This window comes from Nostoc sp. TCL26-01, assembly GCF_013393945.1.
In the GTDB taxonomy this organism is placed as follows: Bacteria; Cyanobacteriota; Cyanobacteriia; order Cyanobacteriales; family Nostocaceae; genus Trichormus.
This window is the reverse complement of the sequence record NZ_CP040297.1, coordinates 2,233,704-2,254,367: the sequence shown is the minus strand read 5'-3', so window position 1 is coordinate 2,254,367 and position 20,664 is coordinate 2,233,704. Positions and strand designations below refer to the sequence as shown.

At 42.7% G+C, this 20,664-nt stretch carries 15 protein-coding genes; 6 read left to right on the top strand and 9 right to left on the bottom strand.

Annotation, left to right across the window (positions count from 1 at the left end; genetic code table 11):
- Positions 1-132: 132 nt before the first annotated feature.
- The 6 genes from FD725_RS09730 to FD725_RS09705 form a co-directional block, all read right to left on the bottom strand.
- The gene (locus FD725_RS09730; protein WP_179047939.1) at positions 133-942 is read right to left on the bottom strand and encodes a D-alanyl-D-alanine carboxypeptidase family protein; all 810 of its coding nucleotides are present in this window, start codon (positions 940-942) and stop codon (positions 133-135) included.
- A 295-nt stretch (positions 943-1,237) separates the two neighbouring features.
- Positions 1,238-1,582 carry a DUF760 domain-containing protein gene (locus FD725_RS09725; protein WP_179047938.1) on the bottom strand — a complete coding sequence of 115 codons (345 nt, stop codon included), beginning with the start codon at positions 1,580-1,582 and terminating at the stop codon, positions 1,238-1,240.
- Between the two features lie 266 nt (positions 1,583-1,848).
- Positions 1,849-2,805 carry an RNA polymerase sigma factor, RpoD/SigA family gene (locus FD725_RS09720; RefSeq protein WP_179047937.1) on the bottom strand — a complete coding sequence of 319 codons (957 nt, stop codon included), beginning with the start codon at positions 2,803-2,805 and terminating at the stop codon, positions 1,849-1,851.
- An 845-nt stretch (positions 2,806-3,650) separates the two neighbouring features.
- Positions 3,651-6,968 carry a carbamoyl-phosphate synthase large subunit gene (gene carB, locus FD725_RS09715; protein ID WP_179047936.1) on the bottom strand — a complete coding sequence of 1,106 codons (3,318 nt, stop codon included), beginning with the start codon at positions 6,966-6,968 and terminating at the stop codon, positions 3,651-3,653.
- A gap of 763 nt (positions 6,969-7,731) precedes the next feature.
- On the bottom strand, positions 7,732-8,286 hold the full coding sequence (locus FD725_RS09710; protein WP_179047935.1) for a Dps family protein: 555 nt from the start codon (positions 8,284-8,286) through the stop codon (positions 7,732-7,734).
- 543 nt (positions 8,287-8,829) lie between these two features.
- Positions 8,830-9,696, bottom strand: a complete 867-nt coding sequence (locus tag FD725_RS09705) for a fructosamine kinase family protein (RefSeq protein WP_179047934.1) — start codon at positions 9,694-9,696, stop codon at positions 8,830-8,832.
- Positions 9,697-9,714: 18 nt separating this feature from the next.
- On the opposite strand from FD725_RS09705, the gene FD725_RS09700 reads away from it, so the two are divergent.
- Positions 9,715-9,927 (top strand): type II toxin-antitoxin system HicB family antitoxin, encoded by a 213-nt coding sequence (locus FD725_RS09700; RefSeq protein ID WP_372726710.1) that lies wholly within the window; start codon positions 9,715-9,717, stop codon positions 9,925-9,927.
- A gap of 56 nt (positions 9,928-9,983) precedes the next feature.
- Here FD725_RS09700 and FD725_RS09695 read toward each other — a convergent pair whose 3' ends face one another.
- Together FD725_RS09695 and FD725_RS09690 are read right to left on the bottom strand one after the other, a co-directional pair.
- Entirely contained in the window at positions 9,984-11,267 is a 1,284-nt protein-coding gene (locus tag FD725_RS09695; RefSeq protein WP_179047933.1) for a pitrilysin family protein, read from the bottom strand.
- 132 nt (positions 11,268-11,399) lie between these two features.
- A complete protein-coding gene (locus FD725_RS09690; RefSeq protein ID WP_179047932.1) occupies positions 11,400-12,446 on the bottom strand; it encodes a Fic family protein in 1,047 nt (348 codons plus the stop codon).
- Between the two features lie 155 nt (positions 12,447-12,601).
- Between FD725_RS09690 and crtD the strand changes: the two genes are divergently transcribed.
- A complete protein-coding gene (gene crtD / locus FD725_RS09685; RefSeq protein WP_179047931.1) occupies positions 12,602-14,116 on the top strand; it encodes a C-3',4' desaturase CrtD in 1,515 nt (504 codons plus the stop codon).
- A gap of 139 nt (positions 14,117-14,255) precedes the next feature.
- Here the strand turns inward: crtD and FD725_RS09680 are convergent, their stop codons facing one another.
- On the bottom strand, positions 14,256-15,764 hold the full coding sequence (locus tag FD725_RS09680; protein ID WP_179047930.1) for a UbiD family decarboxylase: 1,509 nt from the start codon (positions 15,762-15,764) through the stop codon (positions 14,256-14,258).
- A 717-nt stretch (positions 15,765-16,481) separates the two neighbouring features.
- Here FD725_RS09680 and pstS point away from each other — a divergent pair.
- The 4 genes from pstS (at position 16,482) to pstB (ending at position 20,326) form a co-directional block, all read left to right on the top strand.
- Positions 16,482-17,522, top strand: a complete 1,041-nt coding sequence (pstS, locus tag FD725_RS09675) for a phosphate ABC transporter substrate-binding protein PstS (protein WP_179047929.1) — start codon at positions 16,482-16,484, stop codon at positions 17,520-17,522.
- A gap of 115 nt (positions 17,523-17,637) precedes the next feature.
- Complete coding sequence (gene pstC, locus FD725_RS09670; protein WP_179047928.1) at positions 17,638-18,606, top strand: phosphate ABC transporter permease subunit PstC; 969 nt, start codon at positions 17,638-17,640, stop codon at positions 18,604-18,606.
- Positions 18,607-18,652: 46 nt separating this feature from the next.
- Positions 18,653-19,534 carry a phosphate ABC transporter permease PstA gene (pstA, locus tag FD725_RS09665; protein WP_179047927.1) on the top strand — a complete coding sequence of 294 codons (882 nt, stop codon included), beginning with the start codon at positions 18,653-18,655 and terminating at the stop codon, positions 19,532-19,534.
- A gap of 12 nt (positions 19,535-19,546) precedes the next feature.
- Complete coding sequence (pstB, locus tag FD725_RS09660) at positions 19,547-20,326, top strand: phosphate ABC transporter ATP-binding protein PstB (protein WP_179047926.1); 780 nt, start codon at positions 19,547-19,549, stop codon at positions 20,324-20,326.
- Positions 20,327-20,664 lie beyond the last annotated feature (338 nt).

Sequence of the window (20,664 nt, the reverse complement as noted above, 5' to 3'; positions counted from 1 at the left end):
TAGTGAAAGAATATATCAATAAAACCTTAAAGAAGTCGCAAGTGAGGGTGTTGCTACGAAGTTTTACACCCAATGAAGTTTGTTAAGTCCCTTTGAGTAGGCAAGCGAGGTAAAGCGTCTCATGGGGAATAGTTACGGAGTTATTTTCGCTGGTTTGAAGTTTCTAGCTTTATAGAATGTTTCTAGACTACTGCGATCGCCTACAAAACGCCAGTGCCAAGGTTCATAACTCACCCCTTGAGCATTGTCTCTTGTAAAGGACATCTCAAAGCCAAAACGCGCCGCATTCGCTTGCAACCACTGAAATGCTTTAGTTTTTTCAAAGGTATCGACCAGATTGGTTGCCGGGACATTACCATCCCCAATATCTACTGCATAACCTGTATGATGTTCGCTATGACCAGGAGGTGCGCTCAGAGCTGCCCTTTGAGCTGGAGTTTGATTACGTTGTGCGCCAATTGCAAAAAACAACTGCTCTTGTTCTTTCACCGAGCGAAAACCCGAAATTGGTACAAGGATAACTCCCGCACTCCGCGCCGCCTGTGCCATCGCCTGAAACCTCTGAGCAGCAGTTTTTCGCAAGCGGATTCTGCCATCAATACTAATTGGTGCTAATTCAGACTCCGGTGCTTCTGAGTATGCTAAATGTCCCAGTACAATCTGAGAGTCCACAGGATTACTAACTGCTGGTGTTGATGTTGTAGGAGAACTAGTTTGTGAAGGTTGAGAATCGGCAGTTTTTTTCGGTGCTGTGATAAAAAACACAAAACCGCTAATCACAGCCAAAAGAACAAATGCACCTAGTCCCCCAATCACTAAAATCAAGCGTTGTAACCGTACCTTGGGTGCGACATCAGGAGTATCGCGTAAAGCCGCCGGAATATCGTCACTTGGTTCACCCAATGAGTTGTATGGTTCTCCAGAATACCCAGCTTTATTCAAAGGTCAACTCCTGCTTCTGTGCAACTTTCATAACAAATTGTAGTCTTGATGGAGATAAAGAGTCATTAGTTATTGGTCAATAGTCATTAGTCAATGGTCAATGGTCAATGGTCAAAATTATTTTCTTCTTATCCCCTTGTCCCCTTGTCCCCTTGTCCCCTTGTCCCCTTGTCCCCTTGTCCCTCACTCCCTCACTCCCTCACTCAGCAATCCCCCACTCCCTCATAACAAAACTCGGTAGATGATTTGACATCTACCGAGACTTATGCAAAATATAAACCAAATTGGCAAAACACTACGCAACTTCGCCGTTATCACTCTCGCTTCCTTGTAATACAGTTTCAAAGCTCATTCTTTGTTCTGCATTTCTTAAGAAATAGCCACTAATCATGGCAGAAGCTAGCAAACGTCCCAGGCTTTCTCTGCTGGTAGTGATGGTAATACCAAAGTGTTCAGAAGGTAGATTTCCTAGTAATCCTACTATGTTACGTTCCATCACTTGAAACACTTCCGGTGATGTGGGTTTGGATAATTGGGTGACTGTTTCAGGACTTAATGATTTAACATACTGCCATAGTAAATTTGCTGTTTCTGATTCGCTATCAAAAAATTCGGAAACTCGGTTAGATTGATTACTCACTTTTCTACCTCCTGCAATACCACTTTGGGCTGTGATGTATAGTGACGTTAAATATATGATTGATATCTGTGTCTTATTTGACTCAATTCACCGTTTGGTGTTCCTGTCAAATAATGTAACAAACTCATTCACAGATCAAAGTGGGCGTAACCGTACCACAAGCAGGGGATTTTCTCACCTATGGAGAAAAAGTAGAGACGTAGCAAAAAGTAGAGACGTAGCAGTGCTACGTCTCTACGTCTCTACAAGAATTTCGATAACGCTGATTAACTCGCCAAATATTCGTCTATGCTGGCTTTAGATTTACGCAGCTTAGTGAGGGCTTCGCGTTCGATTTGTCGGACTCGTTCACGGCTAATATTGAGTATTTCGCCGATTCTGGCTAGAGTCAGAGCTTGCCCATCGGTTAATCCAAAACGCAGGGTAATCACCTCTTTCTGTTGGGGAGTAAGTTGCTCCATCAGATGTTCTAAGTCGTGAGATAGGGAAGATTGCATGACAAATTCTTCTGGAGAAGCGCCTGGATCTTCCAGCATCTCGCCTAGTTCGGTGTCGTAGTTATCTCCCAAACGTAAATCTAAGGATAAGGGCAAACGCGCCTTTTCTAAATATTCTCTGACTTGCTTGGGTGTGAGTTCTAACTCTTGGGCTAGTTCAGCAGCTGTGGGCGCACGTCCTAATCTTTGGGACAGGTGACGCTGGGCTTTTTTAATTTTGTTCAGCTTTTCGGTAATATGAATGGGTAGACGAATGGTGCGGGCTTTTTCAGCGATCGCTCTGGTGATTGCTTGACGTATCCACCAGTAGGCATAGGTAGAAAATCTATAGCCTTTTGTCGGGTCAAACTTTTCTACACCCCTTTGCATGCCAATGCTACCCTCTTGGATGAGGTCTAATAAATCGACGTTACGCTTAATGTATTTTTTGGCAACGGATACTACTAGCCGCAAATTGGCCTCTACCATTTTGCGCTTGGCAATTTCGCCATCGGCGATGATGTCATTCAATTGTGTTGAATCCATGTTTGCCGCTTTTGCCCACTCTTCTAAGCTGGGTTGTCGTCCCAACTGCATGGCAAGATCCTCCCTGATGTCTTGCAATGCAGTTGAACGCTGCACTTGCTTGCCGTAGTGGATTTCTTGTTCGTGGCTTAAGAGGGGTACACGGCCAATCTCACGCAGGTAAGTCCGCACGAGGTCTGTGGCTGTTGGAGCGGTCTTCATGGCGCTACTCTTTGGTGTTGATGGTTCTTTTGGTAGGGTCATTAACTGATAGATGCTCTTTGCCGATGCTACCCAGTTAAACTGGGGGGTGGATTATTGTTTGCCTGTTATACATTCGCTAATTTCAGTCGCCATAGAAATTTACATAGGTGTCTAACTGCTAGACATTACAGTTATTTCCTTTTCTTCACAAGTATCTAAAGTCATATAAAGGGTATTAAGATTAACATTTTTGTTTTGCCCATTTGTTAACAATTGTAACATTTATGAGAGGATTTGGATGACTTTCCTGTGTAAATTGGCAATATTATTAAATTAAGTACTTTTACTTACTGACTATCAGAAAAACCTGAAATTTATGCTAATCAATGAGTTTCAGGTTTTTAAATTGCTTATCTCCCTGTCAACGTATCTAGTAGTAGTTGACCTAAATTACGAATTAGCTAAAATAATTTTCTGAACTAAGCAAGACACTCTGACCGTTGATGTGAGATTGTTTCCAGTCATAGGAATAAATAAACTTGCTAATAACTTAGTGAAAATTTCTCTCCTCTGGCTTTCTAGAAGTATATGCGATTAGCTGGCTGACAGAGCATGATTACTTCCTCATATTTGTTAAAATATCTCAATGAAAACAATAATTATTTTTCTATAATAATTACTTAATTTTCGTTGTAAATACTGCTTAATGCAGATTTCAGTTATTGGTCATTAGTCATTGGTCATTGGTAAAACTCTTACCCATTACCCAGTTGTAGGTTGGCTGGAGGCTTTGCGTAACCCAACAGTTTGATATGTGTTGGGTGGCGCTACGCTTAACTCAACCTACTCCTATGCTTCATACCCTAACTACTCTGGCAATACTCTTGGACGGTTTTTACATCTAGAGTGGTATTTTGCATGGAACGGATAGCGGCTACAGTGGCTTTAGCACCGGCGATGGTGGTTATGATGGGGATTTTGTAGGCTAAACCTGTGCGACGAATCAATCTAGCATCTGTTTGGGCTTCTTCTCCGGAAGGGGTGTTGATAATCAGGTGGATTTTTTGGTTTTTGATAGCGTCGATGACGTGGGGACGACCTTCGTGTAGTTTCAGCACTAATTCTACATCTAAGCCGTGTTCTGATAAAACGCGACGTGTCCCGAAGGTAGCCATCACTTTAAAGCCTAAGTCAATAAATTCTCTAACTACAGGTACAGCAGCAGCTTTGTCGCGATCGCTCATTGACACAAATACAGTTCCCGTTGAGGGGAGTCTTTCTCCAGCACCTAACTCAGCTTTGGCAAAGGCTCGGCCAAAATCACTGTCGATTCCCATGACCTCGCCAGTAGAACGCATCTCTGGGCCTAATATTGTATCAGTTCCTGGGAATTTATTAAAGGGTAATACAGCTTCTTTGACGGCAATGTGGTTGGGGATGACTTCTTGGGTAAAATTTAATTCTGCCAGAGTTTTGCCCGACATGATCAAAGAGGCCAACTTTGCCAGGGCTATCCCAGTAGCTTTAGAGACAAAAGGTACAGTTCTAGAGGCGCGGGGGTTAGCTTCTAAAATATAGACTTGGGGCGAGTAAGTGCCAGCACCAACGACAGCAAACTGAATATTCATCAATCCAATGACAGAAAGTGCTTGTGCTAACTGGACTGTCCAAGTGCGGATTTGGTTGAGAACGGCTGGCGGTAGAGAAATTGAAGGTAAAGAACAAGCCGAGTCACCTGAGTGAATTCCCGCCTGTTCGATGTGTTCCATGATGCCACCAATTACGACTCGTCCGGTGTGATCAGCGATCGCATCTACATCGACTTCAATAGCATTCTCCAAGAATTTGTCAATTAAAATTGGGTGATCTGGTTCTACCTGCACCGCAAAAGTCATGTAACGTTCTAATTCTGCATCTGAATAGACTATTTCCATCGCCCTACCACCCAACACATAACTCGGACGTACCACCACCGGATAACCGATTCGTCTGGCTACAATCAGCGCATCTTCGTAGCTTCTGGCAATGCCATTTGGGGGTTGAGCAATATTTAGTTGTTTCAGAATCTTTTCAAACCGTTCCCGATCTTCGGCGGTGTCGATGGAATCGGGAGAAGTACCCCAGATTTTGGGTACTGGTGATTGGGGATTAGGGATTAGGGATTGAGCATTTTCCCCAGTTCCCAGTTCCCAGTCCCCAGTCCCTAACCTTTGTAAATATTCCTGTAAGGGTAGAGCTAATTTCAACGGTGTTTGTCCACCGAATTGAACGATAATACCTACGGGGTTTTCGGCTTCGATGATGTTGAGGACATCTTCTTTGGTTAAGGGTTCAAAGTAGAGGCGATCGCTTGTATCGTAATCAGTAGATACTGTCTCTGGGTTGGAGTTGACCATGATTGTTTCATAGCCGTCTGCTTTTAGGGCATAGGCGGCGTGACAACAACAGTAGTCAAACTCTATCCCTTGGCCGATGCGGTTGGGGCCACCACCTAAAATCATCACTTTCGGCTTGGTGGCGGGGATGACTTCGGTTTCGTCTTCGTAGGTGGAGTAATAATAGGGAGTGAAGGCTTCAAACTCAGCCGCGCAGGTATCGACAGTTTTGTAAACGGGGATGACTTCTAATTGTTTGCGGTAAGCGCGGACTTCATCTTCGGTGGTTTTGGTAGCAAAGGCAATTTGGCGATCGCTATAACCATCGCGCTTAACTGCATACATTTGCTCTTTTGTCAATTGTTTGAGTGGTGTCCGTTTGAGGAACTTTTCCACCTCCAACAATTGCTGCATTTTATCGAGGAACCAGGGGTCAATCCCAGTGAGTTCGTAGATGTCCTCAGCACTCATACCGAGTTGCAAAGCATGACGCACGGCAAAAATGCGATCGGGATTAGGTGTCCGCAATTGGGCGCGAATTTGTTCACCACTAGGTAATTTTTCTTGTTTATCACAACCCCAACCGGCGCGTCCAGTTTCCAGAGAACGCAGGGCTTTTTGGAAGGATTCGTTAAATGTCCGTCCTATGGCCATCGCCTCCCCGACAGACTTCATTTGTGTAGTCAGGACTGGTTCCGAACCAGGGAACTTTTCAAAAGCGAAGCGGGGGACTTTCGTGACAACGTAGTCAATTGTTGGTTCAAAAGAGGCGGGGGTTTTTTTGGTGATATCGTTTTTAATTTCATCCAAGGTGTAACCCACAGCCAATTTAGCAGCCATCTTAGCAATAGGGAAGCCGGTAGCCTTGGAAGACAAAGCCGAACTACGAGAGACGCGAGGGTTCATTTCAATCACCACCACATCCCCATTCACAGGGTTGACAGCAAACTGGATATTAGAACCACCAGTTTCCACACCTATCTCACGGATGATTTTGATTGCCATGTCCCGCAACCGTTGATATTCCTTATCGGTGAGGGTTTGGGCAGGGGCAACAGTGATAGAATCGCCAGTGTGGATACCCATCGGGTCGATATTCTCAATCGAACAGATAATCACCACATTATCTGCTAAGTCACGCATGACTTCTAACTCATATTCTTTCCAACCGAGTAAAGATTGATCAATGAGAATTTGCGAAACGGGACTAGCATCAATCCCGACTTGAGCCATTTCTTCAAATTCTTCTTGGTTGTAGGCAATACCACCACCCGTACCACCCATTGTAAACGCAGGGCGAATAATTAAAGGATACGTGCCGATTTTTTGGGCGATCGCTTTAGATTCTTCTAAAGTTGATGCTGTACCACTAGGGCAAACTTTTACACCAATCTTGGCCATCGCATCGTTGAATAGCTTGCGATCTTCGGCTTTCTCAATCGCTTCTAACTTAGCACCAATCAGTTCAACATTATATTGATCTAGCACGCCATTTTTGGCTAAAGCCACAGCAATGTTTAAGGCCGTTTGTCCACCCATTGTTGGTAATAAAGCGTCTGGGCGTTCTTTGGCGATGACTTTGGCAACAAATTCTGGTGTGAGTGGTTCGATGTAAGTGCGATCGGCTGTTTCTGGATCAGTCATGATTGTAGCAGGGTTGGAATTCACCAGCACTACTTCATAACCTTCCTCTCGGAGAGCTTTACAGGCTTGAGTTCCGGAGTAATCAAACTCACAGGCTTGTCCAATTACAATAGGGCCAGATCCTAACAGGAGTATCTTCTGGATATCTTGACGGCGGGGCATAGTCGTTGGGTTGGAGTACGAGAATACAAATCCTGACTATTTTAAGGGTCTTTATCCCTACTCGTGTGATTCATTATCAAGTTTTCTGGGTTTGGTGACACAAAACAAGAGGGTAGGGGTGTAGGGGTGCGAACAGTGAACAGTGAACGCTTAGTAACTGGTAACTGATAACTGTTAACTGGTAACTGATTTGGTAGGGGTGTAGGGGTATAAGTATTTTGAACACCTAGTATCTCTAAACGGTTTTCTAAAACCTTTGATTTTTCGTTTTCATGCGTCAGTCCTAGAAAATCTCTTAACTCTGTGTCTCTGTGTCTTCGTGGTTAAATAGATGATTTTTTACCACACAAAGTCTTTACTAAATTTCTAATCTACCTAAGACAAAAAGAACTTTAATTTAAATAAATAGTAATATTTCTCAAAATAAATTGTGATTCACATTACAAAATATGTCAATTTTTTTACTTTCAATAAAAGAGGGCAGAAGTATAAATACTATCTGCCCTTTTTTATAATTTCTTAAGACTTAACTCAGAGTCAGATTAACTCCATTTAGTTAGGACTTACGCAGTGTCACTGTATTTTCTGGCTTTTTTGTCAATAGTCAATAGTGAGATAGTGCGTTCCTGTCGCCTTGCGTCGGAAAGCAACTATCGAACCCGTAAGGGTCAATAGTCCAAAAAACTTGATTTTGACTATGGACTATGGACTATTGACCACCCTCATTTATGGTTTATTGGTTGAGTGCGTAAGTCCTACTAGTTTAGTTTTGGGCAGGTTGAACAAAACCCAAGGTTAAGCTATCTTTAGCCAAGAAGTGAGCTAGATGGTAAGCTCTTTCCTCAGTTTTTAACAGAATCTTTTCGTACAGATAGCGTGTACCGCGATCGCCTAAACTTTCTGCTTGAGCAGCTTGGCGACGAATCACGTTGATAATCGCCTGTTCTGCTGCTAGGTCGTTTTCTACCATCTTCCGGGAAGAATATACGCCATCGGGTTCTTGCTCAAAACAGGTTAATTCTGCTAACTTACTGAAACTAGCCGCAGGTACACCACCTAATCCGTTTAAGCGCTCGCCAATTTCATGAACGTGGTCTTGTGCTTCATTGTAGCTGGAGTTAAAAAATTCATGCAGTGAGTAAAATTCTGCACCTTCCACTACAAAATGATGTTTTTGGTACTGCAAATACAGTGCCTGAAAACTAGCTAGAACTACGTTTAATCCTTCAGTAACTGGAGCAGTAACACTACGATCCAGTAGAACTGGATTGTCATAAACTTGACCAAAGTTTTGTAATAAAGTTTGTGTATCAGCCATTGTTCTCCTCGCTTTTAAGCAATCATAGTTGCTAACTGCTTAGTTCCTACATATTAACATCTTAAAAATTAAAGCAACCGAAATCAATATCACAAATGTTGATTTTTTTTGTTGCTTAAATGCCAATCTTTACTCTTTAGTATGATGAATTTTTCTTACTAAGTTTATGTCTAGTTACTATTCTTCTTGAGATAATTTCTAAACATTAGTAAAGTCTAGAGGCTAGAGACTAGAGGCTAGAGTGGTAATTTGTTCCCAAGAAAAATTGCCATAAAAGAATCATCGACTAATTGTAAACGCCGATAAACTGATTTAAGCCAGAGACTAATACCATTTCACGTTAATCATGATACACATAAATTATGTAGAGACGTTGCATTGCAACGTCTCTACTGTTTTACATTTAAAGGAAATTGGTATAACAAAGGATGAAAGCCTCTTTTTTATATCTTCTAATCTCTAGTACTCTACAGATAAAAATTAGTACTTACAGGAAAGATTCTCAAAAACTTTCATCTGTTCTGTTAAGGTTTGGATATATACTCAACGTAAAATTTGCTCAATCATCCGGTTCGCTTGAGCAGCATAACCACCCCCAAACAAATTGAAGTGATTCAAGATGTGATAGAGATTGTAGAGAGGTTTGCGGCGTTCATAATTTGTATCTAAAGGAAACACTTCTGCATAGCCTTGATAAAAAGCTGCGGGAAAACCCCCAAATAGTTCCGTCATGGCGATGTCAACTTCTCTATCGCCAAAATAAGTGGCTGGATCAAAAATCACTGGTTCCCCCGACACTGTACACCCAGCATTTCCGCCCCACAAATCCCCGTGTACAAGGGCAGGCTGTATTTGGCGATGATTACCTAATAAATCGGGGATAGCCGCAAATAACTCATCTTGTTTGGGAAAACTACCACCCCGCCGCCTAGCTAGTTGCAATTGATAACCCAGACGATGTTGAGCATAAAATTCTGCCCAGTCTGCTGTCCAAGTGTTGATTTGGGGAGTCGAACCAATAGTGTTATTGACATCCCAGCCAAAACCCTTTTGACTGGTAGCTTGGTGCATTATGCCTAACTTGCGTCCCATTTCTGCCCAGCTTTTGCTGTCACCGCTTCCCATTTCCAGCCATTCCAACACTATATAACTAGAATTAGCCGCAGTTCCCCAACAAAGCGGTTTTGGCACACGGATGCTATTTGTCCCTAGCATCTGCTTTAATCCCAACGCTTCCGCCTCAAACATTGCCACGTGCGATGCTTGATTGAGTTTGACAAAGTACGTCAACTTACCATCACAAACAGCATAACCTTGATTAATACACCCACCACTCAGCGATCGCCTCTGCTGAGTGTGAAATTTTTCACCAGTTACACGGCTAATATGGGTATCGATTTCAGTCCACATGATGACTACTGATTTGATATGGTTGAGGAAGTCAAGCTGGTTGAGTTTAATTTTATGAAAACGTTCACGGCTGTGGTTGAGAAAGACTTTGATACTGCTCTATACATAGGCTATGTTCCAGGTTTCCCAGGAGCGCATTCCCAGGGAAAAACTTTGGAAGAACTACAAGCGAACCTGCGTGAAGTGATTGAGATGCTCTTGGAAGATGAAAACTCAACATTTAGTTTTTAGAAGCGCGATGAAATCTAATAACTTACTCATTCACCTCGCTTTTCCCACACCCCAACTTATTCTGGTTTCAGTACAACCACACCATAAGCTTCTGGACAAAGGTATTGGTTAGCGGCTAGGAGTAAATCGGGTGCTTCTTGAGCTTGGATATGGGCTGGGTAATTAAATGCTGGCTCTAAATCTCCTACCAAAGACTGATAAAATCCATATAAACCAGCGCGATCGCTTGGGGTTTCATTACCAAAAATAAACCTGTTAGCTACACGCTTACGTACACGAGCGATTTCTTTGTCGCTGACTAACTCTGTTTGAATTTTACGGATATGTTGGGCGATCGCTTCTTCTACCGCCTGTAAATTTTCTACCGCACACTTAGCCGAAATATAAAACGTCCCTTGCAAGCGACTGCTCATATTGCTGACAGAAATCGAAGTCACCAGCCCCCGTTCTTCTCGCAAATCCTGCACTAATCTCGATGTTCTCCCCTGTCCCAAAATCGCTGCTAACACATCTAAACCGTAAGTGTCTTCTAGCTGGTTTAACCCTGGAACTCGCCAAACCATCACGAGTCTTGCTTGCTGGAGACTCGCATCAATAAATTCTCGGCGGACAATCTTTGTAAATGCAGGTTCGGGAATAATATTTGACTGTTGATTGTTGATTGTTGAGAGTTGACGCTGAACAACTTGGGTAAATCCTTCCGCAATAGTTTCGATTAATTCTTCTTCCGGTAGATTACCCACAGCCACAGCTGTGATTGACTGGGGCTGATACCAAGTAGCGTGGAAGTCTCGCATCTGCTGGGCTTTGAGTTGGGAAATTACAGATTCTGGCCCCAACACCGGACGGCGATAAGGTAAATGTGCAAACGCTGTTTCCATCGCCCGGCGAAAGGTGCGACGGCGGGGGTTATCTTCGGAACGGCGGATTTCTTCTAAAACTACTAAACGTTCACGTTCAAAAGCATCATCAGGAATGCTGGGATTCAATACGACATCAATTTGTAGCGGCGCTAATACAGCAAAATCCTTGGGGGCAGTAGTTATATAGTAATGAGTATAGTCTTGGCTGGTCGCAGCGTTGGTAACAGCACCACGTTCTTCAATGTGACGTTCAAACTCACCACTAGCTAGTCGCTCAGTTCCCTTAAAAATCATGTGTTCCAGAAAGTGAGCCATCCCGTTAATATCATCAGACTCGACAGCTGAACCCACATCAATCCACAAGCTGAGATTCACAGCTTCAATTGGCATTTGCTCCACTACAATAGTCAAGCCATTGGGCAATTGATGCAGCTTGGGAGCGTTAAGGCGAGGAAGTTTCCGCAGGGTTGAGGTCATGGGTTGTGGTGAATTGAAGATATCTCTTACTTCTCTATCTTAAGTTGTCAGACTCAACCCAGTGAAGCTTTAAGGCTGTCTAACAAATAGGTACTAAATTGTTTTCCAGTACCTATTTAATAGGTACAGTACCTATTTCTTGCACCAACGCGCGTCAGGGCCTCGGCTTAAACATTCCAGCCGCCCGGAATTACGCTCCTGGCGTAGAATGCGGCGAATTAGGTCAATTCCTACAGTGGGACATCGTTCCTGTAAATCCTTGATAGAAAAATCTCCGGGTATATTGTTAATAGTATCTAGCACCATAGCTGTTTTAACGCCCTTGACCGAGCTGACTAACCCGACTCGCTGCTCAAACTCCCGGTAAGCCGACAGCAGCATTACACCTAGAAAATACTCCCACCAAGGTAGCAAGCTATGTTGTCCTTGATGCCAGTTTTGCGACGATTGGTAAAGTGTATCGTAGTAGCTTTCTTTTGTACGTTCTACAATCCGTTCCAAGCTAATAAATCGACCCACTTCGTAACCTGTTTTGTATAGTAAAAGCAGTGTTAGTAGCCGAGCCATTCGTCCATTGCCATCACTAAAAGGGTGGATGCACAGAAAATCTAAGATATAAGTAGGGATGAGCAGTAATGGCTCGATTTCTTCAGACTCAAAGAGGCGGTTGAATTGTTCATGCAACCGATGCATTGCATCTTGTGTCCTATAAGCTGGGACTGGCTGAAATCTCACAACCTTTCTACCATCTGGGTAAGTCTCACTGATCTCATTATCTACCGACTTCCAGCGTCCACCCTCAATAACAGTAAATTGGTAAAGGTCACGATGTAGCTGTAACACTACTCCGGTAGTAAAAGGAATGTGAGCATAGCTGGTGTGAATCGTGGTAAGTACATCTCGATAGCCAGCAATTTCTTGTTCTGAGCGATCGCGGGGTGTAGTTTTTTCAGCGACTAATTCTTTGATGCGTTCTAGAGGCGCTGTGATGCCTTCTATTCGATTGGAAGACTCTGTGCTTTGAATTATTGCCGCTTGGCGCAATGTCTCCAATACTTGAGGTGACTGTTCTTTGAACAATTCCTGCTTGCCTTTGTACTCACCAATGAGCCGGACGGTACGCAGCAGATTTTGATTAATTGGCTGGCGTTCGATAAAGTTTAGTTCAAACGACTGCATCGGCAGTTCCTATCAACTTAACTTCACTATATTCTCATTTATGAGTACGTGCCTTGCTGTTCACGTAGCTCGTACAGAAGGTATTTCCCACAACTTTATGACGATTAATTATAAAATTATGAGTAGTAATATTAAATTTTGTTAATTTAATTCTCATGTCTAGTATTTTGGTTAATCAAAGTAAACCTCGTGTAGTCGTCATCGGTGCGGGGATTGGTGGGCTGACGGCTGGTGCATTGTTAGCGCGTCGTGGTTATAGTGTCTTAGTTTTAGACCAAGCCATTGTTCCAGGAGGTTGTGCTTCTACCTTTAAACGTCAGGGATTTACCTTTGATGTGGGGGCGACTCAAGTGGCTGGTTTAGAACCAGGGGGGATTCATCACCGTATATTTTCAGAACTAGAAATCGATTTACCAGATGCAACGCCTTGTGACCCAGCTTGTGCTGTATATTTACCTGGGGAAAATACACCGATTAATGTATGGCGTGATCTGCAAAAATGGCAAGAGGAACGACAAAGACAATTTCCTGGTAGTGAGCCATTTTGGCAACTCATGGCGACTTTATTTGATGCTAGTTGGGAATTTCAAGGACGTGATCCAGTTTTACCACCGCGTAATTTGTGGGATTTGTGGCAACTAACTCAAGCAGTGCGTCCCAGTACGTTAGTTACTGTACCATTTACCTTATTTACGGTGGGTGACGCTTTAAGATTGTGTGGGTTGGGAAATGATAGACGATTGCGGACATTTTTAGATTTGCAGCTCAAGTTGTATTCTCAAGTCAACGCTGAGGAAACAGCTTTACTTTATGCGGCGACTGCGTTGAGTGTATCGCAATTGCCCCAAGGATTATTTCATCTGCAAGGTAGTATGCAGGTATTGAGCGATCGCCTAGTCGAAGCATTAGAACGAGATGGTGGTAAATTATTAATGCGCCACACTGTCGAACAGATCAAAGTAGAGCATGGCAAAGCCTCTGGTGTTGTGATTAGAAACCAGAAAACCGGGGAAGTGTGGACAGAAGCGCCTGATCATGTAGTTGCTAACGTGACGGTACAAAACTTAGTGCAACTATTGGGAGAACAAGCCCCATCAGGTTATAAACAACGTGTGGAAAAATTACCCCCAGCATCAGGGGCATTTGTGGTTTACTTGGGTGTAGATGCAAGTGCGATTCCACCAGAGTGTCCCCCTCACCTACAATTTTTGTATGATGCCGATGGCGTGATTGGGGAAAATAACTCTTTGTTTGTTTCCGTCAGTCATGCAGGTGATGGACGCGCCCCAGATGGACAAGCGACAATTATTGCCTCATCCTTTGTAGACCCCGAACAATGGTGGAATACTGAAGATTATCCAGGATTGAAACAGCAGTACACTCAAGAAGCGATCGCCAAATTAGCCCAATATTTTTATCTCAAACCAGAAACCATAGTTTATCAAGAAGCAGCCACACCTCGAAGTTTTGCTCATTACACAGGACGCGATCGCGGTATCGTTGGTGGTATTGGTCAAAGAATCCCGACTTTTGGCCCCTTCGGTTTTGCCAACCGGACACCCATCAATCATTTGTGGCTAGTTGGCGACTCCACCCATCCAGGAGAAGGAACAGCCGGGGTAAGTTACTCAGCTTTGACAGTGGTGAGACAAATTGCAGCGCAATCTTAACTCACATACTTTTCCTGCATTTCTCACAAGCCACAGACATAGCAGATGTAGTGGCGTTAAGCGTAGCGCAACCCAACAGAGATCAGAATGTTGGGTTACGCAAAGCCTCCACCCAACCTACTAGCTAGTGTGTGTATTTCTATTTCATATCGTAACCAAACAAATTGGGGTCAACTTCACCTAATTGCAAATCTGCTAAACCGTATTCGGCCCATCGTCTTTCTACCATTGCGGCTATATCTTGATCAGATTCTAAAGGCGCACCCCATTCATGGTCTATTTCTGGGGGAATTTTGGTAGTTGCATCAATCCCCATTCTTCCACCTAAGCCAATTTTCTCACTGGCAAAATCTAAGGTGTCAAAGGGTGTATTCGGCAAAATAAATACATCTCTGGTGGGGTCAACTTTAGAACTAATTGCCCAGACTACTTGACGGGGGTCACGAATGTTAATGTCTTTATCAACGACGATGACAAACTTGGTGTAAGTAAATTGGGGTAAGGCACTCCAAAACGCTAAGGCTGCTCGGCGTGCTTGTCCAGGATAGGCTTTATCAATGGAAATAATTGCGGCTTTGTAACTCAAAGCTTCCATTGGCAGGAAGAAATCCACAATTTCTGAGACTTGTTGACGTAAAATCGGTGTGTAAATGCGGTTGAGTGCGATCGCCATCATGGCTTCTTCTTTGGGTGGACGACCGCTAAATGTGGTCAAATAAATTGGGTCTTTGCGGTGTGTCATACACTGGAAGCGAATTAGCGGTGAATCTTCTACGCCGCCGTAATAACCCATGTGATCACCAAAGGGGCCATCTGGTAAAACTTCTCCTGGTGTGATTGTCCCTTCCAACACAAACTCAGAATCGGCAGGAACTTCTAAATCTACAGTTTTACACTTCGCCAACTGCACACCAGAACCACCATACAAGCCAGCAAACAACCACTCTGATAAATCTACAGGAATGGGTGTAGCTGCTGCCATGATAATTAAAGGATCAACACCAAGAGCGATCGCTACTTCTAATTTTTTACCCTGTTCGGCTGCTTTGCGTAAATGTCTCGCCCCACCCCGCACTGATAACCAGTGGACTGTCATGGTATTTTTCGATTGCAATTGCAAGCGATACACACCCACATTCGGCGTACCCGTCTCACAATCTTTGGTAATGACTAGCCCCAGTGTGATAATTCTGCCTGCATCACCAGGATAAGGACGAATCAAGGGCAATTTGGTTAAATCTAAATCATCACCCTGAAGTACTACTTGCTGACAAGCTGGAAAAAAGTCTCGCCCTGGTTTGGCTTTGACTACATCAAACAGCACTTTACCAAAATCTATGGCTTGAGAAATTTTCTTGGGGGGTTTTGGTTGTTGTAGCATACTCAGCTTTTTCCCCAAGGTTTCTAATTCTTGAGGGTGCTGCATATTCATCGCCCAGCAGATTCTCTCCACGGTTCCCATCAAGTTCACCGCGACGGGAAAGGATGCCCCTTTGACGTTTTCAAACAATAAGCCCGGCCCGCCTTTTTGCAGCATCCGGTTAGAAATCTCGGCAATTTCTAAATCTGGGTCAACTAAGGCAGAAATTCGCCGTAATTGTCCCTTTTCTTCTAAAATTTTAATGAATCCCCGTAAGTCTCTGGCCATTTTTCTGGTAAAGCTGAATATTTAAGAAGTGTGAAGCGCTTTCTTAATATTATCAAACAGGAGTCAGGAGTCAGAATTCAGTTGAGTATTCTGTTTGTTTTAACTGTAAGTTAACCACATAACTGAATTTCCTTAACCCTTCACCGCTACCAATTCAGTTATTGTTGTTACGGATAGGCATTATTTCCAATAAATAAGTACTACCCCAATCAAACATGGCGAGAATATACCGTGCCTTCCTGGCAGGTGGTCTGGTAATTGGTCTTCCTGCTAGGTTTATTTTTTACCTGACTCGGTGGTGAGTGCTGAGTGGTGAGTGGTGAGTTAAGAAGAAGTACTTGCTACCTGAATTATTTCTTGAGAGAAACATGGTGCGTAAACAGTGAACAGTAAACAGTGTTTATTAACTGATAACTGATAACTGTTAACTGATTTGTAACACGCCCTACCTTAATATTTACTTTATAAATAGGCTGTTAGTAGGCAAATTACTATATTTATCATTGAATATTTTTTAGGTATTTATCATTAACTCATTATTGCTTCATAGGATGTTGAGAAAAAATTCTCTGAAAAAATGTAAACAATCAAATCTGATACTTTTAAACAGATTTTAAACTTTTGTTTACCATAGCTTAATTTAAATTAAAGGTAATAAATATAACCTGTTCATTGCTGTGACAAAAGCGGAAAGTAATCCCTAGACTGCGAGGTAATATGAATCTTTCGACTACCGTTTTTCAACGTGTATTCACTACAGCTGTGGTAACATCTGCTGTGGCAATTAGCCCAATTTTTACAGCGATCGCTCAAGCTCAAACTCTCAACGGCGCAGGGGCAACTTTTCCGGCTCCACTATACGAACGGTATGCTCGTGAAGTTAAAAAGAAGCATCCAGGATTGAGCATCAATTACCAAGCAATTGGTAGTGGTGGTGGTATTCGCCAAACAATTGCTGGGACTGTTGACTTTGGTGGTAGTGATGCGGCAATGAAAGATGAGGAAATCGCTAAAGTTAAAAATGGTGTCATCTTAGTTCCCACCGCAGGCGGTGCAGTTTCCGTTGTTTACAATGTTCCGGGTGTCAATAATCTCAGATTGTCCCGTGGTACACTACCAGCAATTTTTTCTGGACAAATCACTAACTGGAGTGATGCCAAAATTAAAGCCGACAACCCTGGTGTGAATCTACCCAACCAACCAATTAGATTTGTTGTCCGCGCAGATGGTAGTGGTACAACTTTCATTTTTACAAATCACTTGAGTGCAATCAGTGCTTACTTCAAGGGCAGAATTGGCGCTAACACTGCTCCCAAATGGACTTTACCTAACGTTCTTAAAGGTAAAGGTAACCCTGGTGTAGCTGCTTTAGTAGCGCGGACTCCTGGCTCTATTGGTTATGTTGAGTATGCTTATGCTGCCAAGAATAACCTCAAGTCCGCACAGATCCAAAACAAAAAAGGTGAATTTGTTAGCCCTTCTTTACAATCTGCTAACGCTGCTTTATCAACAGTATCTTTCCCCAGCAACTACCGTGTATTTGTTGGTGATCCCGGACAAGGCTATCCCATTGTTGGTTTGACCTGGATGATGGTTTATAAACAGTATGCTAACGCTGCTAAAGCTGAAGCTGTGAAAAAATGGATTAACTGGGTTTTAAAAGACGGTCAACAATTTAATGACGACTTAAATTACACTAGAATTCCGGCTGATGTAGCCAACCGAGTATTGCAAACAGTCAATAGCACTGTCAAATAAGGTTGTCAAAAGTCAAAAGTCCAAGGTCAAAAACTAGCTTGGACTTTTGATTTTTGATTGTGGGCAAGCTTGCATTAGCTCCAAATCACCTAAATCATCTACTTTCTGGAATTACATGACTAACATATCACCACCAAATAATGAACACCTGGAATTAACAGGAACTGATGGGACAAACTTTTTATTAAATCAAATATTCACATGGCTGGTGTATGTTTTTGCAGCGATCGCTGTGGGTGTATTGTTTGTGATGAGTTGGATCATTTTCCAGGAAGCCAAACCAGCTATTGTTAAATTTGGCGTGGGTTTTTTGTGGACTCAAGACTGGGATACAGGTAATCAGATATTTGGTGCATTGCCTTATATTTATGGGACTTTAGTCAGCAGTATCATTGCTATATTTTTAGCTGTGCCAGTAGGAATAGCCATTGCCTTAGTCACCAGTGAAAACTTCTTACCCCCATCTGTAAGGACAACGATCGCCTTTGTTGTGGAGTTAATTGCTGCTATTCCGAGTGTGATTATTGGTTTGTGGGGAATTTTTATTTTTATTCCGGTTTTAGAACCTTTACAAAAATGGTTAGCAACTAATTTTAGATGGATTCCCTTATTTAATTCCGAATTTCCCGTCGGCACAAATATGCTCACGGCGGCAATTATTCTGGCCATTATGATTTTGCCGACAATGGCAGCAATTACCCGTGATGTTTTATTAGCCATACCCAAAGAGTTACGCAGTGCATCTATGGCTTTGGGAAGTACTCGTTGGGAAACAATTTTCCGCGTATTATTACCTGCGGGATTTTCCGGAATTGTCAGTGCTGCCATGCTAGCTTTAGGGCGAGCTTTGGGAGAAACAATGGCTGTAACTATGGTAATTGGTAACTCAACTCAAATTAGTCTTTCCCTTCTTGATCCAGCTTATACAATTCCTTCTGTATTAGCCAATGAATTTGCCGAAGCTGAACCAGGATTACATATTGGAGCTTTAAGTTATCTGGGGTTAGTATTATTTGGTTTGACTTTATTAGTGAATATAGCTGCTAGGGTATTAGTGCAGTGGGTTGGGAGAAAAAACAAATAGTTGATTGTGTGACATCAAAAGTACTAAATACATTAATTGTTGGATTATGAATAGTTCCCAACCATCTGAAAATGATCACCTTTTGGTAGCAGAATTGTGCAGTCCTTTGCCCACAGGCAGACTGCTGTTTACCTATTTCATGAATGCGATCGCTTTTGCATTCACCGGTTTAGCTTTAGTTCCTTTAGTATCGATTCTGTGGGAAATCTTAGCTAGAGGACTAAAGGGATTGCGCTCAGAAATGTTTGTCAAAGCAGTTATTGATAACGGATTTGGCAATGCCATTTTAGGCACTATCACAATTGTCGCCATTGGTTCTCTTCTCAGTATTCCTGTAGGATTATTTACAGGCATATATTTAGCAGAATTTGGTCAAACTTCTATAACGGCTCGTTTCGTGCGCTTCATCGTCAGTATTATGACGGGTGTACCTTCCATCGTGGTAGGGATATTTGCTTATGGTGTGATCGTTTTAGTCACTAAAAGCTTTAGTGCGATCGCTGGGGGTTTTGCCTTAGCCACAATCATGTTACCGATCATTGCCTTAACTACAGAAGAAGCATTAAAACTGATTCCCATCGATCAACGTCTTGCTTCTGCTGCTTTGGGTGGTACACGTTTCCAAACCACTTTTCGTGTGGTTGTTAAAGCTGCTATTCCACCAATCACCACAGGTGTTTTACTCGCCGTAGCTCGTGCAGCTGGTGAAACAGCACCGCTAATTTTCACCGCCTTATTCAGTCTAGATTGGTCAGCCGGATTACTTGGCCCGACAGCTTCCTTACCAGTATTAATTTTTAACCTCTACAACGACCCAGATCCCGAAAAAAGTCAACTAGTCTGGACTACTTCTATAGTTTTACTTGGCTTAGTGTTGTGTATTAGTTTGCTCTCTCGTCTAGCTACTCGTAAGAAAAAGATTAAGTAAATTCTCACCAAAATGAATCAATTAACCCCAGCTATCAAAGTCAAAAACCTCAGCTTTTATTACAACACCTCAAAAGCAATTGAAGGGATATCTCTAGATGTTTACCAAAATCATGTCACCGCAATTATTGGCCCTAGCGGTTGTGGTAAATCTACCTTTATCAAAACCCTCAATCGCATCAGTGAATTAGAAGGCCCAGTGAAAGTGGAAGGTAAGGTGGAGTTTTATGGTCAAAATATCTATGACCCCCGTGTCAATATCAACAAACTCCGCCGTCAAATAGGCATGGTATTTCAAAGACCAAACCCTTTCCCCATGAGTATTTATGAAAATGTCGCCTACGGTGTGAGAATCTCCGCTAGACTACCCCAAGCCGATTTAGATGAAGTTGTCGAATCTGCTCTCAAAGGTGCGGCTCTCTGGAATGAAGTTAAAGATAAGTTGAATAAATCAGCCTTGGGACTTTCTGGAGGGCAACAACAAAGGCTTTGTATCGCTAGGGCTTTAGCTATCAAGCCCAAAATTTTGTTGATGGATGAACCTTGTTCAGCCCTTGACCCCATCGCCACCATCAAAGTTGAAGAGCTAATTCATAGTTTACGCTCAGAATTGACCATTGCGATCGTGACTCACAATATGCAGCAAGCAACTCGCGTATCTGATTTTACTGCTTTCTTCAGCACCGATGAAAGCCGTATTGGACAAATGGTTGAGTTTGGTGTGACGACTCAAATCTTTAGCAATCCCATCGATTCCCGTACCCGTGACTACGTTTCCGGACGTTTCGGTTAACTCTTAACTTTGTGTCTTTGTCTTGAAAAGTTCAGATGCCTGCGGCAAGCCGCAAAGCGTCTACGGAGGAAACCTCCGCTCCGACTTTTCGCTGTGCCTTTGTGGTAAAAAAATAATTTACTTAACCACAGAGGCACAAAGACACAGAGGAATTTAAAAGAGCTTGCATAAAAGTGTATTTCTATATATTTGCATTACTAAAGTATGAAGCTTTGGTAAAATTTTATGCCAATGAGCATGGGAGTTTACCAATGTTTTTTTATTTCTATTCGGGAATAGCAATTATTATAGATTTTGTCAAAGTCATACTGAGAGATATGCAAAATCTAACTACATCA

Excerpts from the sequence above, each read along its gene's own strand:
- FD725_RS09695 (WP_179047933.1), bottom strand. The coding sequence starts at position 11,267 with ATGACCTCAACCCTGCGGAAACTTCCTCGCCTTAACGCTCCCAAGCTG.
- pstS (WP_179047929.1), top strand. The coding sequence starts at position 16,482 with ATGAATCTTTCGACTACCGTTTTTCAACGTGTATTCACTACAGCTGTG.
- FD725_RS09700 (WP_372726710.1), top strand. The coding sequence starts at position 9,715 with ATGGTTGAGGAAGTCAAGCTGGTTGAGTTTAATTTTATGAAAACGTTC.
- pstC (WP_179047928.1), top strand. The coding sequence starts at position 17,638 with ATGACTAACATATCACCACCAAATAATGAACACCTGGAATTAACAGGA.
- crtD (WP_179047931.1), top strand. The coding sequence starts at position 12,602 with ATGTCTAGTATTTTGGTTAATCAAAGTAAACCTCGTGTAGTCGTCATC.
- FD725_RS09710 (WP_179047935.1), bottom strand. The coding sequence starts at position 8,286 with ATGGCTGATACACAAACTTTATTACAAAACTTTGGTCAAGTTTATGAC.
- FD725_RS09705 (WP_179047934.1), bottom strand. The coding sequence starts at position 9,696 with ATGTGGACTGAAATCGATACCCATATTAGCCGTGTAACTGGTGAAAAA.
- pstA (WP_179047927.1), top strand. The coding sequence starts at position 18,653 with ATGAATAGTTCCCAACCATCTGAAAATGATCACCTTTTGGTAGCAGAA.
- carB (WP_179047936.1), bottom strand. The coding sequence starts at position 6,968 with ATGCCCCGCCGTCAAGATATCCAGAAGATACTCCTGTTAGGATCTGGC.
- FD725_RS09690 (WP_179047932.1), bottom strand. The coding sequence starts at position 12,446 with ATGCAGTCGTTTGAACTAAACTTTATCGAACGCCAGCCAATTAATCAA.
- FD725_RS09680 (WP_179047930.1), bottom strand. The coding sequence starts at position 15,764 with ATGGCCAGAGACTTACGGGGATTCATTAAAATTTTAGAAGAAAAGGGA.
- pstB (WP_179047926.1), top strand. The coding sequence starts at position 19,547 with ATGAATCAATTAACCCCAGCTATCAAAGTCAAAAACCTCAGCTTTTAT.
- FD725_RS09720 (WP_179047937.1), bottom strand. The coding sequence starts at position 2,805 with ATGAAGACCGCTCCAACAGCCACAGACCTCGTGCGGACTTACCTGCGT.